Annotated in this window: 20 protein-coding genes and 1 pseudogene; 19 read left to right on the top strand and 2 right to left on the bottom strand. The window is 69.9% G+C overall.

What is annotated here, in order from left to right:
- Positions 1–60: 60 nt before the first annotated feature.
- The 6 genes and pseudogenes from AB0I98_RS12925 (at position 61) to AB0I98_RS12900 (ending at position 4,891) form a co-directional block, all read left to right on the top strand.
- Complete coding sequence (locus AB0I98_RS12925) at positions 61–1,020, top strand: sugar ABC transporter permease (RefSeq protein ID WP_362939592.1); 960 nt, start codon at positions 61–63, stop codon at positions 1,018–1,020.
- A complete protein-coding gene (locus tag AB0I98_RS12920) occupies positions 1,017–1,901 on the top strand; it encodes a carbohydrate ABC transporter permease (RefSeq protein ID WP_328349478.1) in 885 nt (294 codons plus the stop codon). The genes AB0I98_RS12925 and AB0I98_RS12920 overlap by 4 nt, the downstream gene beginning before the upstream one ends.
- A gap of 23 nt (positions 1,902–1,924) precedes the next feature.
- A pseudogene (locus AB0I98_RS12915) lies at positions 1,925–2,100 on the top strand (alcohol dehydrogenase catalytic domain-containing protein); the annotation flags it as partial.
- 60 nt (positions 2,101–2,160) lie between these two features.
- Positions 2,161–3,195 carry an alcohol dehydrogenase catalytic domain-containing protein gene (locus AB0I98_RS12910; protein WP_362940114.1) on the top strand — a complete coding sequence of 345 codons (1,035 nt, stop codon included), beginning with the start codon at positions 2,161–2,163 and terminating at the stop codon, positions 3,193–3,195.
- A 152-nt stretch (positions 3,196–3,347) separates the two neighbouring features.
- The gene (locus tag AB0I98_RS12905) at positions 3,348–4,157 is read left to right on the top strand and encodes a DeoR/GlpR family DNA-binding transcription regulator (RefSeq protein WP_362939589.1); all 810 of its coding nucleotides are present in this window, start codon (positions 3,348–3,350) and stop codon (positions 4,155–4,157) included.
- Positions 4,154–4,891 carry an HAD-IA family hydrolase gene (locus AB0I98_RS12900; protein ID WP_362939586.1) on the top strand — a complete coding sequence of 246 codons (738 nt, stop codon included), beginning with the start codon at positions 4,154–4,156 and terminating at the stop codon, positions 4,889–4,891. Before AB0I98_RS12905 ends, AB0I98_RS12900 begins: the two co-directional genes overlap by 4 nt.
- A 12-nt stretch (positions 4,892–4,903) precedes the next feature.
- On the opposite strand, the gene AB0I98_RS12895 is transcribed toward AB0I98_RS12900, so the two are convergent.
- Entirely contained in the window at positions 4,904–5,773 is an 870-nt protein-coding gene (locus AB0I98_RS12895) for a helix-turn-helix transcriptional regulator (protein WP_362939583.1), read from the bottom strand.
- Between the two features lie 180 nt (positions 5,774–5,953).
- On the opposite strand from AB0I98_RS12895, the gene AB0I98_RS12890 reads away from it, so the two are divergent.
- The 12 genes from AB0I98_RS12890 to AB0I98_RS12835 all read left to right on the top strand — a co-directional run bounded on the left by AB0I98_RS12890 (position 5,954) and on the right by AB0I98_RS12835 (position 18,249).
- Positions 5,954–6,970: a zinc-dependent alcohol dehydrogenase family protein gene (locus AB0I98_RS12890; protein WP_362939580.1), complete on the top strand. Its 1,017-nt coding sequence runs from the start codon at positions 5,954–5,956 to the stop codon at positions 6,968–6,970.
- A 91-nt stretch (positions 6,971–7,061) separates the two neighbouring features.
- Entirely contained in the window at positions 7,062–7,727 is a 666-nt protein-coding gene (locus tag AB0I98_RS12885) for an SDR family NAD(P)-dependent oxidoreductase (protein ID WP_362939577.1), read from the top strand.
- 64 nt (positions 7,728–7,791) lie between these two features.
- Entirely contained in the window at positions 7,792–8,139 is a 348-nt protein-coding gene (locus AB0I98_RS12880; protein WP_362939574.1) for a cyclophilin-like fold protein, read from the top strand.
- A gap of 99 nt (positions 8,140–8,238) precedes the next feature.
- The gene (locus AB0I98_RS12875; RefSeq protein WP_362939571.1) at positions 8,239–9,495 is read left to right on the top strand and encodes an MFS transporter; all 1,257 of its coding nucleotides are present in this window, start codon (positions 8,239–8,241) and stop codon (positions 9,493–9,495) included.
- Between the two features lie 73 nt (positions 9,496–9,568).
- Positions 9,569–10,336, top strand: coding sequence for a glucose 1-dehydrogenase (locus tag AB0I98_RS12870; protein WP_362939568.1), 768 nt, complete (start codon positions 9,569–9,571; stop codon positions 10,334–10,336).
- Between the two features lie 40 nt (positions 10,337–10,376).
- On the top strand, positions 10,377–10,793 hold the full coding sequence (locus AB0I98_RS12865) for a cupin domain-containing protein (protein ID WP_362939565.1): 417 nt from the start codon (positions 10,377–10,379) through the stop codon (positions 10,791–10,793).
- A gap of 185 nt (positions 10,794–10,978) precedes the next feature.
- Positions 10,979–11,617: a (2Fe-2S)-binding protein gene (locus tag AB0I98_RS12860; RefSeq protein ID WP_362939562.1), complete on the top strand. Its 639-nt coding sequence runs from the start codon at positions 10,979–10,981 to the stop codon at positions 11,615–11,617.
- A gap of 13 nt (positions 11,618–11,630) precedes the next feature.
- Positions 11,631–12,611 carry a xanthine dehydrogenase family protein subunit M gene (locus AB0I98_RS12855; RefSeq protein WP_362939559.1) on the top strand — a complete coding sequence of 327 codons (981 nt, stop codon included), beginning with the start codon at positions 11,631–11,633 and terminating at the stop codon, positions 12,609–12,611.
- Entirely contained in the window at positions 12,608–14,803 is a 2,196-nt protein-coding gene (locus tag AB0I98_RS12850; protein ID WP_362939556.1) for a xanthine dehydrogenase family protein molybdopterin-binding subunit, read from the top strand. Before AB0I98_RS12855 ends, AB0I98_RS12850 begins: the two co-directional genes overlap by 4 nt.
- 142 nt (positions 14,804–14,945) lie before the next feature.
- Entirely contained in the window at positions 14,946–16,145 is a 1,200-nt protein-coding gene (locus AB0I98_RS12845; protein WP_362939553.1) for an XdhC/CoxI family protein, read from the top strand.
- A gap of 147 nt (positions 16,146–16,292) precedes the next feature.
- On the top strand, positions 16,293–17,039 hold the full coding sequence (locus AB0I98_RS12840; protein WP_362939550.1) for a transglycosylase SLT domain-containing protein: 747 nt from the start codon (positions 16,293–16,295) through the stop codon (positions 17,037–17,039).
- 688 nt (positions 17,040–17,727) lie between these two features.
- On the top strand, positions 17,728–18,249 hold the full coding sequence (locus AB0I98_RS12835) for a cyclophilin-like fold protein (RefSeq protein ID WP_362939547.1): 522 nt from the start codon (positions 17,728–17,730) through the stop codon (positions 18,247–18,249).
- Between the two features lie 18 nt (positions 18,250–18,267).
- On the opposite strand, the gene AB0I98_RS12830 is transcribed toward AB0I98_RS12835, so the two are convergent.
- Positions 18,268–19,149, bottom strand: a complete 882-nt coding sequence (locus AB0I98_RS12830) for a helix-turn-helix transcriptional regulator (RefSeq protein ID WP_362939544.1) — start codon at positions 19,147–19,149, stop codon at positions 18,268–18,270.
- A gap of 301 nt (positions 19,150–19,450) precedes the next feature.
- On the opposite strand from AB0I98_RS12830, the gene moaA reads away from it, so the two are divergent.
- Positions 19,451–20,365 (top strand): GTP 3',8-cyclase MoaA (gene moaA, locus AB0I98_RS12825; RefSeq protein WP_362939541.1); only part of this gene is annotated, 915 nt, incomplete at its 3' end.

Raw genomic sequence — 20,365 nt, 5'->3', positions numbered from 1 at the left:
CCCGCCGGCCGGGCACGGCACCTTTCCCCTACCCGGCCGTCACTGGCGGAGGAACCATCGATGACCACGCTCACCGCACCCCCCAAGACCGCACCACCTCCCGCCCGGACCCAGAAGTCCTCGGGCATCAGCAAATGGAAGCGTCGCATTCCCCTGCTTCCGGCGCTGATCTTCACCATCGTCGTCACACAACTGCCGTTCGTGGCCACGCTGATCATCTCCACCTTCCAGTGGAACATCCTCAAGCCGGGCGAGAGGCACTTCGTCGGCCTGTCCAACTTCAAGTTCGTCTTCACCGACGAACGGCTGCGCACGGCGGTGCTCAACACCGTCGTCCTCACCGCGTCGGTGGTGCTCATCAGCGTGATCCTCGGCCTCGGCCTGGCGATGCTGCTCGACCGCCGGTTCGTCGGCCGTGGGCTGGCGCGCACCCTGCTCATCGCCCCGTTCCTGGTCATGCCGGTCGCCGCGGCGCTGCTGTGGAAGCACGCCATCTACAACCCCGACTACGGCCTGCTCAACGGCGTACTCAACGCCGTATACCGACTGTTCGGAGCGGACAACGGCCCCACGGTCGACTGGATCTCCTCCTATCCCATGCCCGCCGTCGTGGTGTCACTCGTCTGGCAGTGGACCCCGTTCATGATGCTGATCCTGCTGGCCGGTCTGCAGGCGCAGCCCGGTGACGTCCTGGAGGCGGCCCGTATGGACGGCGCCTCCGCGCTGGCGACCTTCCGCTTCATCACGCTGCCGCACCTGCGCCAGTACATCGAGCTGGGTGTCCTGCTCGGCACGATCTACGTCGTGCAGACCTTCGACGCGGTCTTCACCATCACCCAGGGCGGCCCCGGCAAGCAGACGACCAACCTGCCCTACGAGATCTACCTGACCATGTTCCGCAAGTACGAGTACGGCGAGGCAGCCGCCGCCGGTGTCGTCGTCGTGCTCGGCGCGATCGTGATCGCGACGTTCGCGCTGCGCACCATCGCGTCGCTGTTCCGCGAGGAGGTGTCCCGATGACCCACGCAGCAGTCGCCGCGCCCGGGGCGAGGTTCAAGAAGTTCCTGCGCCGCAAGGACGACCAGGGCGGTGCGCCGCGCCTTTCGCCGCTGTGGACGTTCGTCGCCTGGCTCGCCACGCTGGCGTTCTTCGCGCCGGTGGCGTGGATGGTGCTCACCTCCTTCCACCAGGAGGCCGACGCGGCGACCAATCCGCCAACCCCCTTCGCCGCCGTCACCTTCGACCAGTACAAGCTGCTGTTCAGCCGGGACATCACCCCGTTTCTCCTCAACTCGGCCATGGCCAGCGTCATTTCCACGGTGCTGGTGCTCGCCCTGGCGGTGCCGGCGGCCTACGCGCTGTCCATCAAGCCGGTCGAGAAGTGGACCGACGTGATGTTCTTCTTCCTGTCCACGAAGTTCCTCCCGGCCATCGCAGCCCTCCTGCCGGTGTACCTGATCGTCAAGGACGCCGGGATGCTGGACAACGTGTGGACGCTGATCGTGCTCTACACCGCCATGAACCTGCCGATCGCGGTGTGGATGATGCGTTCGTTCCTCGCCGAGGTCCCCAAGGAGATCCTGGAGGCGGCCGAGGTCGACGGGGCGGGCCTGCTCACCGTGCTGTGGCGGGTCGTCGCGCCGGTCGCCATGCCCGGACTCGCCGCCACCTCGCTGATCTGCTTCATCTTCAGCTGGAACGAGTTCATGTTCGCCGTGAACCTCACCGCGACGCAGGCCTCCACCGCGCCGGTCTTCCTGGTCGGGTTCATCACCAACGAGGGCCTGTTCCTGGCCCGGCTGTGCGCGGCGGCCACCCTGGTGTCGCTCCCGGTCCTGATCGCCGGCTTCGCCGCACAGGACAAGCTGGTCCGTGGCCTGTCCCTGGGAGCCGTGAAGTGACAGCCGCCGTCATCGAACTCGCCGTCGCGGTCGGCCCGTCGCTGTCCTGCTTCGAGTGCCACTACTGCCGTACCGGCCACAACAACCTCTGCGAACGGTGGGCCGCCCTAGGCGTCACCCACCCCGCGCCGCCGCCGAGTTCGTGGCCGCCCCTGTCGCCAACTGCGCGGTCCTGCCCGACGGCGTGCGCGGGCAAGATCCAGATTCAGCCCGGCCCGGCATCCTCGTGAACGCCCCCCACCGAACGGAATCCGTCATCATGACCGAGCAGATCCGCCGCGTCCTCGTCCGCTCCCTCGATGACATCGCCCTCGAGGAGGTGTCCGCCCCCGTCCCCGGGGACGACGAACTCCTCGTACGCACCACGGTCGTCGGCGTCTGCGGCTCCGACACCCATGCGGCGGCCGGCCACCATCCCTTCATCGACCTGCCCTACCGCCCCGGTCACGAGGCGGTCGGCGTCGTCGCCGCGGCAGGGAAGGGTGCCGAGGACTTCGCGCCCGGCGACCGCGTGATCATCGAGCCCAACCTGTACTGCGGACAGTGCGCGCAGTGTCGCTCCGGCCGCTACAACATCTGCCAGGAGCTGAAGGTCTTCGGCTGCCAGACGCCCGGCGCCATGGCCGACCTGTTCGCCATTCCGGCCGACCGCGTCCACCGCGTCCCCGACGGCATGTCCGACATCGAGGCCGCCCTCGTCGAACCTCTGGCCACCCCCGTGCACGCCGTGGCGAAGGCCGGTGACCTGACCGGCCGCACGGTCGTCGTGCTCGGTGCCGGGCCCATCGGGCTGCTCGTCCTCGCCGCCGCCCGGCACGCGGGCGCCGCGAAGATCGCCGTCACCGATCTGCTGCCGGGCAAGCGGGACCGTGCACTGCGTCTCGGAGCCGACACGGCCCTGCCCGCCGACGCGACCGACCTTGCCGACCAGGCCCGTAAGGCGCTCGGTGGACCGGTCGACGTCGTCTTCGACTGCGTGGCCCGGGAGCAGTCCATGGCCCAGGCCATCGACCTGGTCACCAAGGGCGGCACGATCATCGTCGTCGGCGTCGGAGCCGCAGGCACCACACCGATCCGCCTCGACCTGATCCAGGACCGGGAGATCCGCATCGAGGGCACCCTGATGTACACCGGCGAGGACTACCGCACCGCGATGTCGCTGATCGCCGCGGGCGCCGTGGACACCGCCGAGATCGTCACCGCCACCTACCCTCTGGAGGACGCCGCCAAGGCCTTCGCCGCATCCGTCGACCCCGAGCAGGTCAAGGTACTGGTCACAGTGGACGGACCGTAGCCCACGGCCACGCAGGCATGGACGCGGATCCGCACGTCGTACGCAGCGGCCGCCCCACGAGTGGCCCGAGGTCCGCGAGCCGGACGGGCCCCGACCCGCACCGGCCCGTGTGGGAAACTGCCAGACCGGAGCTACCGGGAAGGAGGGGCGCCGTGACCGCCCGTACGCGACTGTCACAGGCGGCCGTCGAGGAGCGGCGCCAGGCCGTGCTGCGGTACGTCGCCGACCATGGCGAGACCCGCATCGACGACCTCGCCCGGCACTTCGACGTCAGTCTGATGACGATGCACCGGGACCTGGACGACCTCACCGGGCGGCATCTGCTGCGCAAGGAGCGCGGGCGGGCCGTCGCCTTCCCCGCCCTCACCATGGAGACGGCCACCCGCTTCCGTGAGAACAGCGCCCTCGCGGCCAAGAACGCGCTGTGCGCGGCAGTGGCCGGCCGGATCAGGCCGGGCAACACGGTGCTGATGGAGGACTCGACCACCCTGTTCCCCCTGGTCCCGGCGCTGGCGAAGGTGGATCAGCTGCACGTCGTCACCAACTCGGTCGGCCTCGCGCAGCGCCTCGGGTCCGCCGCCCCCGAGGTGAACGTCACTCTGCTGGGCGGCCACTACCGCGGCGACTTCAACTCCTGCACCGGCCCCACCGTCACCCGCGCCCTGTCCCGGATCCGGGCCGACCTCGCCCTGATGTCCGCCACAGCCGTCTTGGAAGGACGCCTCTTCCACCCTCTGAACGACTACGTCGAGGTGAAGCTGGCCATGCTCGCCTCCGCCGAACAGGCGCTGCTCCTGGTGGACCACTCGAAGTTCGGCAAGACCGCCACGTACGCATACGGGTCCGTGGCCGACTACCACACCGTCATCACCGACACCGGCACCCCCGACACGGAACTCGCGGCCATACGCGACCTCGGAGTCCCCGTCGAGACGGTCGAACCCGAAGAGCCCTCTCCATGATCCACACCTTGTTCCAAACGCCCAGCGCCTACCATCCCAGCGACGTCGAGATGGCCGCGCCCGTACCCGCGGTCCAGGCCGTCCTGTTCGACTTCAGCAACACCCTTTTCCAGATGATCGACCTGGAGACGTGGCTGCGCCGGGTCGGCTCCGCCACCGGGCGCCTCGCCCTGCTGGACGAGCCGTGCGCGGTGGCCGGAATTTCCGACCAGTTGCGCGCCGCCTTCCGGCTGCCCTCCGTCGTCGCCCTTCAGGAAGGCCGTGATCTCTCTTCCGAACTGCACCGCCGCGCCATGTGGGGATGGTGGGAGCAGGTGGACTTCCTGCGCGGCGCGGAGGAGGCGGCCTACCGGGAACTCACCGCTCCGGACGCCTGGGTTCCGTATCCCGACACCGAACCGGTCCTGCGCGCCCTGCACCAGCGCGGACTGCGCATCGCCATCGTCAGCGACTTCGCCTGGGACCTGCGCACCCACCTCGCCCACCACGGGCTGGACGCCTTGATCGACACCTGCGTGATCTCCTACGAGCAGGGCCGGGAAAAGCCCGACCCGCAGCTGTTCCTCAAAGCGTGCGCCGACCTCGGTACGGACCCCCGCGCCACCCTCATGGTCGGCGACAACCCGGTCCGCGACGGCGGCGCGGCCGCCTGTGGTCTGCGCACCTACATCCTGCCGGCGGAACACCGCATTGGAGAGCGCGGCCTGACGGACGTGCAGCGGCTCGTGGTCTGACAGCGGTGGCGGTCAGCTGACCGGGGAGGAGGCCGGCAGGTGCTGGTCGGCGGCCCAGGAGGCGAGGATGCGGAGCCGTTCGTGGGTGGGGGAGCCGGGGCCGGCGGTCCAGACGGTGAGGTGCTGGTCGGGGTCGGTGTTGGCGGTGAGGGTGTCCCAGTCGAGGACGAGTTCACCGACGACGGGATGGTTGAGGGTCTTCGTGCCCACGGTGCGGGCGGCGACCTTGTGTTCGCCCCACCACTTGGCGAACTGATTGTCACGCGTGGACAGTTCACCGACCAGCTCGATCAGGCGGGGGTCCTCGGGATATTTCGCGGCCTCCATACGCAGTTGGGCGACGGCGATGTGCGCGGAGGCCTCCCAGTCGGCGTACAGGGTGCGCATGGCAGGATCCGTGAAGATGAGCCGCGGGTAGTTGCGGTGCCGTTCCGGAATGCGGGAGAAGTCGGTGACCAGGGCGGCGGCCAGCGCGTTCCAGGCCAGAATGTCCCCGCGCCGGCCCTGCACGATGGCGGGAGTGGCGGTGAGGTCGTCCAGGACCCGCTGAAGCTGCGCCTGGACCTTCTGCCGGCCGCGGCGCCGGGCGCGGGTGGTGGTCTTGCCCGCGAGCTGGAAGAGGTAGCCGCGCTCGTCGTCATCCAGATGCAGTACGCGGGCCAGGACGTCCAGCACGGGCGCTGACGCCTGCATGCGGCCCTGTTCGAGCCGGGTGTAGTAGTCGGTGCTGATGCTGGCGAGCTGGGCGACCTCCTCGCGGCGCAGCCCCTCCACACGGCGGGGCCTGTCGCTGTCGGGCAGTCCGACCGTGCGCGGGCTCAGCTCGGAGCGGCGCTTCTTGAGGAATTCTCCCAGCTCATTGAGGGGGACGTTGGCGGTCATGCTTCACAGCATGACACCGATTCCACTCCTGAAAGGGGGGAGAATTTACTCCCAGGATGTTCCTCTCCCAGGATGGATCTCTCCGCTTTTCGCGCCTGACCTCGCGTGTGAGGGTCGACGGTGAGCAGCCTTCCCGACCCCGGCTGCGGCTCACCGACCCTCGCACCGAAGGAAGCACCCATGCGCGGAGCAGTCATCTACGCCCCCGGCGACGTGCGCTTCGAGAACCTCGACGACCCGAAGATCGTCCACCCGACCGACGCGGTGATCCGCACGGTGGCCACCTGTGTGTGCGGCTCGGACCTGTGGCCGTACCGCGGCGTGGAACCCATCGGCGACCCGCACCCGATGGGGCACGAGTACGTCGGCATCGTCGAGGAGGTGGGCAGCGAGGTCGCCAGCGTCAGGCCGGGCCAGTTCGTGGTCGGCTCCTTCGCCACCTCGGACAACACCTGCGCCAACTGCCGGGGCGGCTGGCAGTCCAACTGCCTGCACCGCGAGTTCATGAGCACCTGCCAGGCCGACTACGTCCGCATCCCCAACGCCCACGGCACCCTGGTCGCCACCGAACAGCACCCGGACGCCGAGATGGTGCCGAGCCTGCTCGCCGTGTCCGACGTGATGGGCACCGGCTGGTACGCCGCCCTCGCCGCAGAGGTGAAGCCCGGCTCGACGGCTGTCGTCGTCGGTGACGGCGCGGTCGGCCTGTGCGCCGTCATCGCCGCCAAGGAGCTCGGCGCGGAGCGGATCATCGCCATGAGCCGTCATGAGTCCCGGCAGGCGCTGGCCCTGGAGTTCGGCGCCACCGACATCGTGGCCGAGCGCGGCGAGGACGGTGTCGCCCGCGTCAAGGACCTCACCGAGGGGATCGGGGCGGACGCGGTGCTGGAGTGCGTCGGCACCGCCGAGTCGATGCGGCAGGCGCTGCGCTCGGCCCGGCCCGGCGGCAACGTCGGCTTCGTCGGCGTCCCGCACGAGGTGCAGGTCGACGGCCAGGAGCTGTTCTTCTCCCACGTCGGCCTGCGCGGCGGCCCCGCACCCGTCCGCCGCTACCTGCCCGACCTGGTCGACCGCGTCCTGACCGGGCTGATCAACCCCGGCAAGGTCTTCGACCTCAGCCTGCCCCTGGACCAGGTCGCCGAGGGCTACCGGGCGATGGACGAGCGCCGCGCCATCAAGGCCCTGCTCAAGCCCTGAGCGCGGACGCGTCCACACCGGGGCGCTCAGGGCCGGTGCGGCCCACGGACCGGAACCACCAGCACCACCCCCACTCACTCAAGGACCGACCATGACGACCTTCGCCCTTGTCGGCGCGGGCCCCGGCCTCGGGCTCGCCACCGCTCGCCGCTTCGGAGCCGCGGGCCACACCGTCGCCCTCATCGCCCGCAACGCGGAAAAGCTGGACGACCTGACCGCCGACCTCGCCCGTGACGACATCCAGGCGCGCGGGTTCCCCGCCGACGTCCTCGACCTCGAGTCGCTGACCGCGGCCCTGTACGCGGCTGCGGCCGCCCTGGGGCCCATCGAGATCCTCCAGTACAGCCCGGTGCCGCGCGCCGACTTCATGAAGCCGGTCCTCGACACGAGCGCCGACGACCTCGACGCCCCCCTCGCCTTCTCCGTCAAGGGCCCCGTCGCCTGTGTGAACGCCGTCCTGCCCGGCATGCGTGCCCTCGGCCGCGGCACCGTGCTGTTCGTCAACGGCGCCAGCGCCGTACGCCCCAACCCGAACGTGGCCGGCACCTCGATCGCGTTCGCCGCCGAGAGCGCCTACGCCCGCACCCTGCACGACACGCTCGCCGGGGAGAACATCCACGCCGCGCAACTGATCATCCCGGGCGCCATCCGGCCCGACGCCGAGCACAGCAGCCCCGAGGTGCTGGCACAGCGGCTGTACGACATCCACCAGCAGCGCGACGGCTTCCGCCACTACTCCGAGCCTCTGCCCGACTAGTTACAGGACGCCCCCGTGAACCCGGGCTCCGGCCGCCACCACATCACCCGGCAGGACAACCGCCATGAACATCTGGCTCACGCTCAACGGCCACCGTATCGCCGCCACCCTGAACGACAGCCCCACCGCCCGCGACTTCGCCGCCCAGCTGCCCTTCACCCTGTCCGTGCGCGACTTCCACCAGGCCGAGAAGATCGCCGACCTGCCCCAGAAGCTGTCCACCTCCGGCGCCCCGGAAGGCGCCGCCCCCAAGGCAGGTGACCTGGCGTACTACGCCCCCTGGAACCAACTCGCCACCTACTACCGCGACGTCCCCTACGCGCCCGGCGTGGTGCCCCTCGGGCATATGGCCGACGGCGGCGCCGAGCAGCTCGCCACCGCCGACGAGATCACCATCGAAGCCGCGCCCTGACCAGCCGCCGAAGACGTGGCCGCGCCGTCCGCTGTCTGCCGTGACGGCTTCACTCGCCACCATGATCCGCCGATTTCCACGCAAGGAGAGACCACACGTATGCCTGCCGCGTCCGGGACCACCCCCGGCAAGCTCCCCTTCGTCGTCTGGGTGCTCGCCGCCGGCACGTTCCTGATGGGGACCACCGAGTTCGTCGTCGCCGGACTGCTGCCGGAGTTGGCCGGTGACCTCGGAGTCAGCGTCTCCCACGCCGGACTGCTGATCACCGCCTTCGCCATCGGCATGATCGTCGGTGCTCCGACCATGGCCATGGCGACCCTGCGCCTGCCTCAGCGCCAGACGCTGATCCTGGCCCTGTCGGTGTTCTGCCTCGGACATCTGGTCGCCGCCCTCAGCTCGTCCTTCACGATCGTCCTCATCGCCCGCGCCGTCACGGCCCTGGCCACCGGAGCGTTCTGGTCCGTCGGCTTCGTCGTCGCCACCACCGCCGCAGGCGCGCACAACGCCACCCGCGCGACAGGCGTCATGATCGGTGGCCTGACCCTGGCCAACGTCGTCGGCGTGCCGATCGGCTCCTTCACCGGCCAGTTCACCGGCTGGCGCGGACCCTTCTGGGCCCTGGCCGTCCTCTCGGGGCTCGCCGCCGTGTTCATCGGCCGCTTCATCCCGGCCCAGGAGCAGCGCGTCGAGCTGTCCATCCGGGCCGAGGTCCGGGCTCTGCGGCAAGGCCGGCTGTGGCTGGCGCTCGGTTCCGCGATGCTGATCATGGGTGGCGTTCTGGCGACGTACACCTATGTCACGCCGCTGCTGACCGACCGTGCGGGCGTCCCAGCGGGCGCCGTACCGCTCGTCCTCATCGCGTTCGGCGTCGGCGCCCTCGGCGGCACCACCATCGGAGGCCGCCTGGGCGACCGACGTCCGATGGCCACCACCATCACGGCCGCCGCGGCCACCGCCCTGGTCCTGCTCCTGATGATCCCGCTGTCCGCCAACCCGGTGACAGCCACGCTCCTCGTCTTTCTCATGGGCCTGGCCGGCTTCACGGTCAACCCGGTCGTCACCGCCCTCGCCATGCGCTTCGCGGGCGATGCCCCCACCCTCACCTCGGCGCTGACCACCTCCGCCTTCAACACCGGCGTCGCCGCCGGATCGGCGATCGCCGGTACGGCCCTGGACTCCTCCCTCGGCCTGACCGGCCCGCCCCTGGTCGGCACGGTCATCGCCGCGCTCACCATGCTCCCGCTGATCGCCCTCGCCGTCCACGGCACTTCTCACAAGGGCCGGATCGTGGCCCGGAGCGGCGCTTCGGCGGACGTGCGACGCGACGAACCCGCGCAGGTGCCGTCGCAGTACTGACGCATGCCCGGATCCGTCCAGCCGGAGTCTGCCGGAATCCGGCGACTCCCCGAACTGATGAGGACAACACGACGTGAATCCCACGTACGACTTCACCGGCCAGGTCGCGCTCGTCACCGGGGCCGGCGCCGGTATGGGGCTGGCGACGGCACGCGCGTTCGCCGCGTCCGGAGCCGCCGTCGCCCTGACCGACATCGACGAAGCCGCATTGAACACAGCCGCGAAGGAACTCACCGACGCCGGCCATCAAGCCCTCGCCCTCACCTGCGACGTCAGCGACGAGGACCAGGTCGCCGCCGAGGTCGACCGTACGGTGGAGACCTTCGGCCGCCTGGACATGGCCTACAACAACGCCGGCATCCAGATCCCGCCCAGCGACGCCGCCGACGAACCCGCCGAACGGTTCGACCGCGTCAACGCCATCAACCTCCGCGGCGTATGGGCCTGCATGAAGCACGAGCTGCGGCACATGCGCGCCCAGGGCAGCGGCGCCATCGTCAACTGCTCCTCCCTCGGCGGCCTGGTCGGCCTCCCCGGCCGCGCCTCGTACCACGCCTCCAAACACGGAGTCATCGGCCTGACCACCAGCGCCGCCCTCGAATACGCCCCACGCGGCATCCGCGTCAACGCCGTCTGCCCCGGCACCATCGACACCCCCATGGTCAGCGACATGATCGCCAAGGGGGAGCTCGACCGCGCCGAGGCCGAGGCCAACCAGCCCATCAACCGGCTCGGCACCGCCGAGGAAATCGCCCAGGCGGTCCTGTGGCTGTGCAGCCCCGGGGCGAGTTTCGTCGTCGGCGTCGCCCTCCCCGTCGACGGCGGCTACGTCGCCCGCTAGGGACAGCCGCCGTACGAAAGAGAGAGCTCAGAGAGACACCATGGAATTCATCAAGCAGCAGCCCAGCAGCAAGGCCCCGGCGGTCTGGTTCACCGGCGACGTGTGGTGGGACGTCATCGTGGCAGGCCAGGAGCCGTCCCGGATGCGCGCCAACCTGGTCCGCTTCGCACCGAGCGCCCGAACCCACTGGCACTCCCACGCCCTGGGCCAGACCCTGCACATCGTGTCCGGCGTCGCCCTCATCGGCACCCGGGACGGCACCGTCTTCGAAGCCCACCCCGGCGAGACCGTCGCGTGTCCGCCGCACGAAGAACACTGGCACGGAGCCGCCCCGGACCGGTTCATGGAGCACATCGCCCTGTGGGAGGGCACAGACGACGGCACCCCCGAGACCGCCTGGGCCGAGCCGGTCACCGACCAGCAGTACAACGGCCCCCGCACCACCCACAACCAGTAACCCCGGCTCGCTAAGGGGGGAGGAAAGTCTCCCTGCCGCCAACGTTGCCGGTGGTGCAAGACTCCACGTGCGACCAGTCGCCGCTGCAGAAGCGCGTGGTTGCCCGGTTCCCGCGGTGACGACGATCCAGTCTCCCGTCCCGCTGCTGTGTACGGCCGATCCGTCCGCGATACGAAGGCGTACGTATGTCTACCCAACTCCCTGAGTCTGCCGCTCCACCCCCCACCGGAGCCGGCGAGTCTTCCGTGGCGCCCTCTCGGCGCACGTTCATCGCCACCAGTGCCGCGGTCGGCGGTGCCGTCGTGGCCGGAGGGGCCTTCATCTCCCTCCCGGAGGAGGCGGGCGCCGCGGGGGCGTCGCCCTCCAGCCGCGTCGCTCTGACGGTCAACGGCACCCGCCGGACCGTGACGGTCGACAACCGCACGTCGCTGCTGGACCTGCTCCGCGAGCACCTCGGCCTCACGGGCTCGAAGAAGGGCTGCAACGCCGGAGCCTGCGGTGCGTGCACAGTCCTGGTCGACGGGCAGCGGCACAACGCCTGCCTCACGCTCGCGGTGCGACTGGAGGGCGCCGAGGTCACCACGATCGAGGGCCTGGCCGACGGCGATCAACTCCACCCGCTCCAGCAGGCGTTCATCGACGAGGACGCCTTCCAGTGCGGCTACTGCACCCCCGGCCAGATCGTCTCCGGCGTCGGCTGTATCCAGGAAGGCCACACCGGCTCCCCGGAGGAGATCCGGGAGTGGATGAGCGGCAACATCTGCCGCTGCGGCTGCTACGTCAAGATCGTGCGCGCGGTCGAACAGACCGCCGCCCGGAAGTAAGGAGCGGCCCACCATGCACCCCTTCTCCTACACCCGGGTCTCCGACACCCGCGAGGCAGTCAACGCCGGTCGCCGCGGCGGCCGTTACATCGCCGGCGGCACCACCCTGGTCGACCTCATGCGCGAGACCGTCGAACGCCCCGAGAACCTCGTCGACATCAGCGGCCTGCCACTGCGCGAAATCACCGTCACCGAGCGGGGCGGGCTGCGCATCGGCGCCCTGGTGAGCATGACCGAGACCGCCGCCCACCCCAAGGTGCGTTCCCTGTTCCCGGTCATCTCCGAGGCGCTGGAACTCAGCGCGTCGGCCCAGCTGCGGAACATGGCGACCATCGGCGGCAACATCATGCAGCGCACCCGGTGCACGTACTTCCGGGACGTGACCGCCGACTGCAACAAGCGCGAGCCCGGCTCGGGCTGTGCCGCCCTGCACGGCGTCAACCGCACCCACGCCATCCTCGGCACCTCCGACACCTGCGTGGCCACCCACCCGTCCGACGTCGCCGTGGCCTTCGCCGCCCTGGAGGCCCGCGTGCACCTGCTGGGCCCGGACGGGGCACGCCAAGTGCCCTTCGCTGACTTCCTGTTGCGGCCCGGAAGCACCCCACAACGTGAACAGGCCCTGCGCAAGGGCGAGTTGATCACCGCAGTGGAGATCTCCGCTCTGCCGCGCCCGCTCAGGTCCGGCTATCTGAAGGTGCGTGACCGGCAGTCGTACGAGTTCGCCCTCACGTCGGCGGCCGTCGCGCTGCATGTACGCGGCGGGGTGATCCGCGAGGCCAAGGTCGCCGCCGGGGGAGTGGGCACCGTGCCCTGGAAGCTGCCCGCCGTCGAGCGACACCTCGTCGGTGAACGCCCCTCGGGGGCCCTCTGGTCGGCCGCTGCCGCGAAGGCGGCGGACGGCGCCCGTCCCCTTCAGCACAACCGGTTCAAGGTCGAGCTGCTCAAGCGCACTGTCGAACGCCAGCTGCGCGTCGTAGGAGGTACCAAGTGAGCCCCCAGCCGCAGGCAGCCGTGGGTGCGCCGCTGTCCCGGGTGGACGGGCGGCTCAAGGTCACGGGCGAGGCGCAGTACGCCGCCGAGTTCGACATCGACGGGGCGGTGCACGCGGTCATGATCGACGCGAGCATCGGCCGCGGCCGGATCACCGGCATCGACACGGGTGACGCCGAAAAGGTCCCGGGCGTGCTGCGGGTGATCCATCACGGCAACGCGCCGACGCTGCCGTACCGTGACAACTCCGGCTCCAACAACCCGCCCGGGCGCAGGCTTCGGGTTTTCCAGGACGACCGGGTGCTCTTCCACGGCCAGCCGGTCGCCGTCGTCGTGGCCACGACCCTGGAGGCCGCGCAGCACGGGGCGAGTCTGGTCAAGGTCGAGTACGACGCCCAGCAGTCCTCGACGGACCTCGCCGAGGCCGAGCCGGGCGAGCCGACGAACTACGCGCGCGGTGACGCGGAAGCCGGCCTGCGCGAGGCTGCCGTGCGCCTGGACCTGACCTACCAGCTGGCGCGCAACCATCACAACCCGATGGAGCCGCACGCCACCATCGCCCGCTGGGACGGCAACAAGCTGACCGTGTGGGACAAGACGCAATGGGTGATGGGCACCCACGACGAGCTTGCCGCCGTGTTCGACCTGCCCGCGGATGCGATGCGGGTCATCAACCCGTTCGTCGGCGGCGGTTTCGGCAGCGGGCTGCGCTGCTGGCCGCACACCACCGTCGCCGCCCTGGCCGCGCGGGTGACGAAGCGCCCGGTCAAGCTGGTGCTCAGCCGCCGGCAGATGTACTTCGGCGCCGGATTCCGGCCGGCGTACGAGTACCGACTGCGCCTCGGCAGCGACCGGCGCGGTCGGCTGACCGCGGCCATCCACGGCATCGACGCCGAGACCTCCTCGTACGAGACGTTCACCGAGGCCATCATGGGCGCGGGGCAGATGACCTACAGCATGCCCAACGTCAGCCAGGCGTACCGGCAGGTGCCGCTGGATGTGAACACCCCGATCTGGATGCGCGGCCCCGGCTTCGCCACGGCGTCGTTCGCGATCGAGTCGGCCATGGACGAACTCGCGGACCGGCTCGACATCGACCCCATCGAGCTGCGGCGGCGCAACGAACCGGACGAGGACGAGTCGAACAACCTGCCGTTCTCCACCCGCCGGCTGCGCGAGTGCTACACGGTCGGTGCCCGGGAGTTCGGCTGGCACCGTCGCTCGTCCCGGCCGCGTTCGCGGCGCGAGGGCGACTGGCTGATCGGTCTGGGCATGGCCACCGGTGTGTACGACCCCGGGCGTTTTCCCGCGGAGGCCCGGGTCCGCCTGGATGCCGACGGCACCGCTGTGGTCGAGTCGGCGACCAGTGACATGGGGCCGGGCACCTACACCTCCCAGACCCAGGTGGCCGCCGACGCGCTCGGGCTGACCATGCGCACGGTGACCTTCCGGCTCGGCGACTCGCTGTATCCGCAGACCGGCCCGCACGGCGGCTCGGCGACCATGGCCAGCGTCGGCACCGCCGTCGTCGACGCCTGCGACCAGGTGCGGCAGCAGGCGATCAAACTGGCCGTCGAGGACCGCGATTCGCCGCTGTACGGGGTGGACGCCGGCGATGTGGTGGTGCGCGGCGGCCGGCTGCATGTGCAGGGCAACCCGGCGCGCGGTGAGACGTACCAACGGCTGCTGGCCCGCAATGACCGCACCCACCTCGAAGCGGACGGCTCGTACACCGGGCCGCCGACTCCCGCGCGGCGCTCTTACCACGCCTACGGCGCGGTCTTCACCGAGGTAGGCGTCGACGCGACCCTCGGTCTGGTACGGGTGCGGCGCATGCTCGGCGTGTACGACGCCGGCCGCATCATCAGCCCCAAGCTGGCGGACAGCCAGGCGGTCGGCGGGATGGTCGGAGGCATTGGCGCGGCCCTCCTTGAGCACACGGTCACCGACCACCGCGACGGCCGGATCGTCAACGCCAACCTCGCCGACTACCTCGTCCCCGTCAACGCCGACATCCCCGGGGTCAGGGCGATCTACCTGGAGGGCGAGGACAACGACGGCAACGCGCTCGGCGTCAAGGGGCTCGGCGAGGTCGTCCAGGTGGGTGTGGCGGCCGCGATCGCCAACGCGGTCTTCAACGCCACCGGCCGACGGGTGCGTGAACTGCCCATCACCGCCGAGGCATTGCTCTGACCCCAGCACCCCACCGGCCGGTCCGGCAGCCGGCTCCCCGTCCGGTTGCCGGACCTACCAGGGCCGCCGCCGCCCATGCGCTCCCCGTCGGCGCGGCGGCGGCCCGCCCCACTCCCACCGCGAGCCACGGAGAACTACGGCCATGCTGAACATCGCGGAGACACTGCACCGTTGGTGCCGCGAGGGCCGCCCCTTCGCCCTGGCCACCGTCGTCGACGTCACCGGCAGCGCCCCTCTGCCCACCGGTACGTCGGTCGCGGTGGACACCGACGGCAACGCGGTCGGCAGCATCTCCGGCGGCTGCGTCGAAGGAGCCGTCTACGAGCTGTGCCGGCAGGTGCTGCGCGACCAAGGTGCCCCTCAGCGCGCCTGGTTCGGATACTCCGACGACGATGCCTTCGCCGTCGGCCTGACCTGCGGCGGCGAACTCGACGTCCTCGTCCGGCGCGTCGATCCCGCCACCGACCCCCATTTCGGCGCCGCCCTGGACGACATCGTCCAAGGCAGGCCGACTGCCGTGGCACAAGTCGTTGACGGCCCCGACGACCTGGTGGGCCGCACGCTGTGTGTCCTCGCGGACGGCACCGCCTCGTACGGAACCCTGGACGGAGGGCCGACGGACCGCGCGGTGACCGCCCAGGCGGGCGCCCTGCTCCGGTCGGGACGTACCGCCCGGATCGAGCTGGGCTCAGACGCCGCCACCTGTCCGGACCGGCTGTCCGTCCTCGTCCACGTGGCCGCGTCCCGCCCCCGCATGCTGATCTTCGGCGCCGTCGACTTCGCGGCCGCGCTCAGCCGTGCCGGGGCCTTCCTGGGCTACCGGGTCACCGTGTGCGACGCCCGTCCCGTCTTCGCCACCGAGGCACGCTTTCCGCATGCCGACGAGGTCGTGGTCGACTGGCCCCACCGCTACCTGGAGCACACGGCCGTGGACGCCCGTACCGCCGTCTGCGTCCTCACCCACGACGCCAAGTTCGACATTCCCCTACTGCGCCTCGCCCTCGATCTGCCCGTCGGCTACGTCGGGGCCATGGGATCGCGGCGCACCCACGCACAGCGCCTTCGCCTCCTGCGCGAGGCGGGCCTGTCCGACGAACACTTCGCCCGCTTGCACTCCCCGATCGGCCTGGACCTGGGAGCTCATACACCTGAGGAGACGGCCGTCTCCATCGCGGCGGAGATCATCGCCTCCGCCAACCTCGCGAGCGGCATGCCCCTTTCCCGGGGAGCGGGCCCGATCCACCGTCCGGTGCCCGTCCTGCCCGCCCCGGCCGACGGCCGGCCCGGGCTCGACGAGGCAGCCGCACACGCCGGTGTGGGACGGGGCACGGGCTCCGGGTGATCCGGTGGTGAGGCGACAGTCGCCGAGCTGGGCCGCATGCCCTCACTGAGCCGGCGGCTGTTTCTTCCGAGTAACACTCGGAGTCGTTGCCGCCAGTTCGGCCGCTCAACCGTCTAATCTTGCGAGGCTCGAACTTTTGATCTAGCGATGCTGGAAGGAAACCGTGTGAGCGGGAACTTGGTGCGGGGCTTAGCGGTGGCCTCTGCGACTGCGGTCACCACTGTCGGCGCCGTTGCGGGAGCTGCCCAGAGCAGCACCGGCCAGTCGGTGAACGGCACAGAGACGACAGCGAGCGACTCGACCCTCCTCGCGGACTTGCCGGCGGGGCAGCAAGTTCAGGTGCAGACGGCCGCTCTGGCTCAGCAGGCCGACTCGCAGGCCATCGCCGCGGACAACAGCGCAAGGAAAACCGCGGCGGAGACGGCCCGTAAGCAGGCCGCGAACGCGGCGATCGCCAAGCAGAAGGCAGCCCAGCAGCAGGCCCTCAATGACGCCAAGGAGCGCCAGGAGGCGCGGCAGAAGGCCAGTCGATCGTCGACGGACTCCTCGTCGACGGACTCCTCGGAGACGGACAACTCCAGCATCGCGACGCAGTCGTCGTACACCACTGCCCAGGTCCGGGCTATCGCGCAGCAGTTGGTGCCCAGCGATCAGTTCCAGTGCTTCAGCAACATCGTGGACCACGAGTCCGGCTGGAATTACAAGGCGGTCAACCCCTCTTCCGGGGCCTACGGTCTCGTACAGGCCTATCCCGGCTCCAAGATGTCGTCTGCCGGAGCCGACTGGCAGACCAATCCGGCCACGCAGATCAAATGGGGCCTGAACTACATGAACGACCGCTATGGCAGTCCCTGCGACGCCTGGGCTTTCTGGCAGGCCAACGGCTCCTACTGAGCCGATGCCGTTGAGGTCGCTCAACCCTGCGCAGCTCCTCACCGTTCTGCGGTGAGGAGCTGCCCCATGTGGGTCAGGCCGCACCTGGCCAAGGGCGTTGGCACGGATGCTGCCGGCCAACCCCGCGCAGGTGTCAGCGATCACGGGGGAGCGGTCGCTGGTGGTCACTGCGGCAGGATCATCTTGCGGAGCAGTTCGAATTCGGCGCGACCAGACAGCTGCCTCTTGATTTTCTTGATCCTGTTCACGGCGCCCTCCGTGCTGCCGGGCTCCAGCGGAGGGTGAGCCCGGCGGTGACGGTATCGAGGTCTCCGGTCAGTCCGCAGGCGAAGCCGGTCAGGCCGGGCAGGTTCGTGGCGAGGGCCCGTCCGTCAGCACAGTGGCATAGCGGTGGCCACGCTTGATTGCGGCGGGCGAAGCTGACACCTGGGCTCTGCTTGCGGGCCCAGGGTCTGCGGCCGCAGTCGCAGAACACTGCTTCGCCGCCCTCCGTGACCGCGTCGGTGGTGCCGATGACTCACATGCTGCCCGCACCACCGAGTTCCCCATGAGTCGTGTCGGCGCGCGCCCTGACTGGGGGGTACTGACAGAGCTTCCCACCTGCGGTGGCCTCGCGGTTAGCCTCGACGACATGACCAGAACCAGTTCTTCCGTATCCGGGCCGTCGCGTCGAGCGCGTCGGGGTCTGGTGCTCTCGCTGGCCATGACCTTCGTGTGCGTCGTGACAGCCTGTAGCAGCGATTCGGAAGGGACAGCTGCACAGAGCGTCACGCCTGCGAGTTCCTCGTCGTCCAGCGATTCGGCGTCCGCTGCGGCCTCCTCCTCACCCGGCTCCGAGCAGTCGTCGAGCGACGGGACGCCGATCCGCGTCACGATGGGCGGCACGGTGCTGATGGGCCGGCTCTCTGACAACGCCACCGCTCGGGACCTGATCGAAAAGCTCCCGGTCACCGTGGAGTTCAGCGACCACCAGAACATGGAGAAGACCGGGCCGCTGCCTGAGGAACTGTCCACGGAGGGCATGCCCGAGGGAGAGGACCCTCGCCCCCGGGACATCGGCTACTACGCTCCGGGGGGCGACCTCGTCTTCTACTACGGCGACGTGGGCTACCACGACGGCATCCTGAGGATCGGTCAGTTCGACGGAGACATGGATGCGATCGCCGACCAGGAGGACGGCTTCACGGCGAGGGTGGAGCTGGCCGACTGACCGTCACTTGTCGAGGGCTCAGGTCCTCACGGCCTCTGCGTTAGTCGTGGAGGTCCCGCTGGTACCGGCGGCGGCCCACCTGCTCAGGTGAGCCAGCTTGACGGCCGTCGACGTATCCGGTCCGGCGCTGTAGACGATGATCGAGAGTCCTTGGTCGGCCTGCACATCAAGGGTCTCGAAGGCAAGGGTGAAGTCTCCGACGACCGGATGATGGAACTGCTGCACTCCGGTGTGGTGCGCACGCACCTCGTGGTGAGCCCACACTTCACGGAAGACCGGGCTCCTGGTCCGGAGTTCGTCGATCAGAGCGGTGAGCGCGGGATCGAGCGGGGTGCGTCCCGCTTCGGCGCGGAGGGCCGCCGCCGTGACCCGGCAGGCGAGGTCCCAGTCGGGGCAGAACGACTGGGCACGGTGATCCAGAAAGACGAAGCGAGCCAGGTTCGGCGGCTGGCAGGCGCTGTCGAACGGCGTGACGTACAGAGCTCTCCCGAGCCCGTTCGCCGCGATCAGGTCCTGCCGCGTGTTCTGTACGACAGCCGGCACGTGCAGTGCGTCAAGGATCCGTTGCACCGATGCCCGGACACGGGGAGCGGGCGCGGACCGGCGCGGAGCGGGTGCCGTGTGGCCGCGCGCGAGATCGAACAGATGGTCTCGCTCGGCGGCCGTGAGCCGGAGAGCACGAGCGAGCGCGTCGAGCACGCTGTCCGACGCGCCCCGGATCCTTCCGCGTTCGAGACGCGTGTAGTAGTCGACGCTTACGCCTGCCAGGAGCGCGACCTCTTCGCGGCGCAGACCGGGAACCCGGCGTTCTCCTCCCAGACCGGTCAGCCCGACCTGTTCGGGCGTGATCCTCGCACGCCTAGTGGTGAGGAAGCTGCGAACCTCGTCCTGCCTGGTCATCGGGTTCGCCTTTCGTCAGCGGATCGGACTGTGCTTCCGTTCATGGGTCTGCCGCGTCGCCTGTCGGACATGGGTCACCCAAGCTGGCATTTGCCTTTGTTTCTCGTAAGGGAAGAATTCCTTCCTGGGATCAGCGGATCCAGGGAGAAAACCCTCCCCCTCAGCCGCCGTGTGACAGCAACGCCGGGCAGATAGCCTGGCCGTTCATGTGAACTCGCAACGGATTCCGTCCCTCGGCTGGAGCACGCGATGCCGCATGGGGTGTCGGAACGCAACCGATTGGCGATGGGGGAGGGGCCACGTGCTCATCGATACCTACGGCCGAGTGGCCACCGACCTGAGGGTCTCGCTGACCGACCGGTGCAATCTGCGCTGCACCTACTGCATGCCCGAGGAGGGCCTGCAGTGGCTGGCCAAGCCCGACCTGCTCACGGACGACGAGATCGTCCGCCTGATCGACATAGCCGTCACCTCCCTGGGCATCGAGGAGGTCCGCTTCACCGGCGGCGAGCCGCTGCTGCGCCCCGGCCTGGTCGGCATCGTCGAGCGAGTCGCCGCCCTCGACCCCCGCCCCCAGATGTCCCTGACCACCAACGGCATCGGCCTCCAGCGCACCGCGAGTGCCCTGAAGGCGGCGGGCCTGGACCGGGTCAATGTCTCGCTGGACACCCTGCGCCCGGACGTCTTCAAGACCCTCACCCGCCGCGACCGCCACCACGACGTCATCGAGGGCCTGCATGCCGCCCGCGCGGCGGGCCTGACCCCGGTCAAGGTCAACTCGGTCCTGATGCCGGGCCTGAACGACGACGAGGCCCCCGACCTGCTGGCCTGGGCCGTGGAGCACGACTACGAGCTGCGGTTCATCGAGCAGATGCCGCTGGACGCCCAGCACGGCTGGAAGCGCGACGGCATGATCACGGCCGGGGACATCCTGGCCTCGCTGCGCACCCGCTTCGCACTGACCGAGGAGGGCGACGAAGCCCGCGGCTCGGCGCCGGCGGAGCGCTGGCTGGTCGACGGCGGCCCGCACCGCGTCGGCGTCATCGCCTCGGTCACCCGCCCCTTCTGCGCGGCCTGCGACCGTACCCGCCTGACCGCCGACGGCCAGGTCCGCACCTGCCTGTTCGCCCGCGAGGAAACCGACCTGCGCGCCGCCCTGCGCTCCGACGCCCCCGACGAGGAAATCGCCCGCATCTGGCGCCTGGCCATGTGGGGC

Origin of the sequence: Streptomyces sp. NPDC050211 (genome assembly GCF_040656035.1) — a bacterium.
Lineage (GTDB): Bacteria > Actinomycetota > Actinomycetes > Streptomycetales > Streptomycetaceae > Streptomyces.
Note: the sequence above shows the minus strand (reverse complement) of the source record. Positions and strands in the feature narration are given on the sequence as shown.

Coding starts and splice junctions, on each gene's coding strand:
- AB0I98_RS12880 (WP_362939574.1), top strand. CDS start 7,792: ATGAACATCTGGCTCACGCTCAACGGCCACCGTATCGCCGCCACCCTG.
- AB0I98_RS12840 (WP_362939550.1), top strand. CDS start 16,293: ATGCTGGAAGGAAACCGTGTGAGCGGGAACTTGGTGCGGGGCTTAGCG.
- AB0I98_RS12885 (WP_362939577.1), top strand. CDS start 7,062: ATGACGACCTTCGCCCTTGTCGGCGCGGGCCCCGGCCTCGGGCTCGCC.
- AB0I98_RS12895 (WP_362939583.1), bottom strand. CDS start 5,773: ATGACCGCCAACGTCCCCCTCAATGAGCTGGGAGAATTCCTCAAGAAG.
- AB0I98_RS12845 (WP_362939553.1), top strand. CDS start 14,946: ATGCTGAACATCGCGGAGACACTGCACCGTTGGTGCCGCGAGGGCCGC.
- AB0I98_RS12865 (WP_362939565.1), top strand. CDS start 10,377: ATGGAATTCATCAAGCAGCAGCCCAGCAGCAAGGCCCCGGCGGTCTGG.
- AB0I98_RS12875 (WP_362939571.1), top strand. CDS start 8,239: ATGCCTGCCGCGTCCGGGACCACCCCCGGCAAGCTCCCCTTCGTCGTC.
- AB0I98_RS12860 (WP_362939562.1), top strand. CDS start 10,979: ATGTCTACCCAACTCCCTGAGTCTGCCGCTCCACCCCCCACCGGAGCC.
- AB0I98_RS12855 (WP_362939559.1), top strand. CDS start 11,631: ATGCACCCCTTCTCCTACACCCGGGTCTCCGACACCCGCGAGGCAGTC.
- AB0I98_RS12920 (WP_328349478.1), top strand. CDS start 1,017: ATGACCCACGCAGCAGTCGCCGCGCCCGGGGCGAGGTTCAAGAAGTTC.
- AB0I98_RS12830 (WP_362939544.1), bottom strand. CDS start 19,149: ATGACCAGGCAGGACGAGGTTCGCAGCTTCCTCACCACTAGGCGTGCG.
- AB0I98_RS12900 (WP_362939586.1), top strand. CDS start 4,154: ATGATCCACACCTTGTTCCAAACGCCCAGCGCCTACCATCCCAGCGAC.
- AB0I98_RS12890 (WP_362939580.1), top strand. CDS start 5,954: ATGCGCGGAGCAGTCATCTACGCCCCCGGCGACGTGCGCTTCGAGAAC.
- AB0I98_RS12925 (WP_362939592.1), top strand. CDS start 61: ATGACCACGCTCACCGCACCCCCCAAGACCGCACCACCTCCCGCCCGG.
- AB0I98_RS12910 (WP_362940114.1), top strand. CDS start 2,161: ATGACCGAGCAGATCCGCCGCGTCCTCGTCCGCTCCCTCGATGACATC.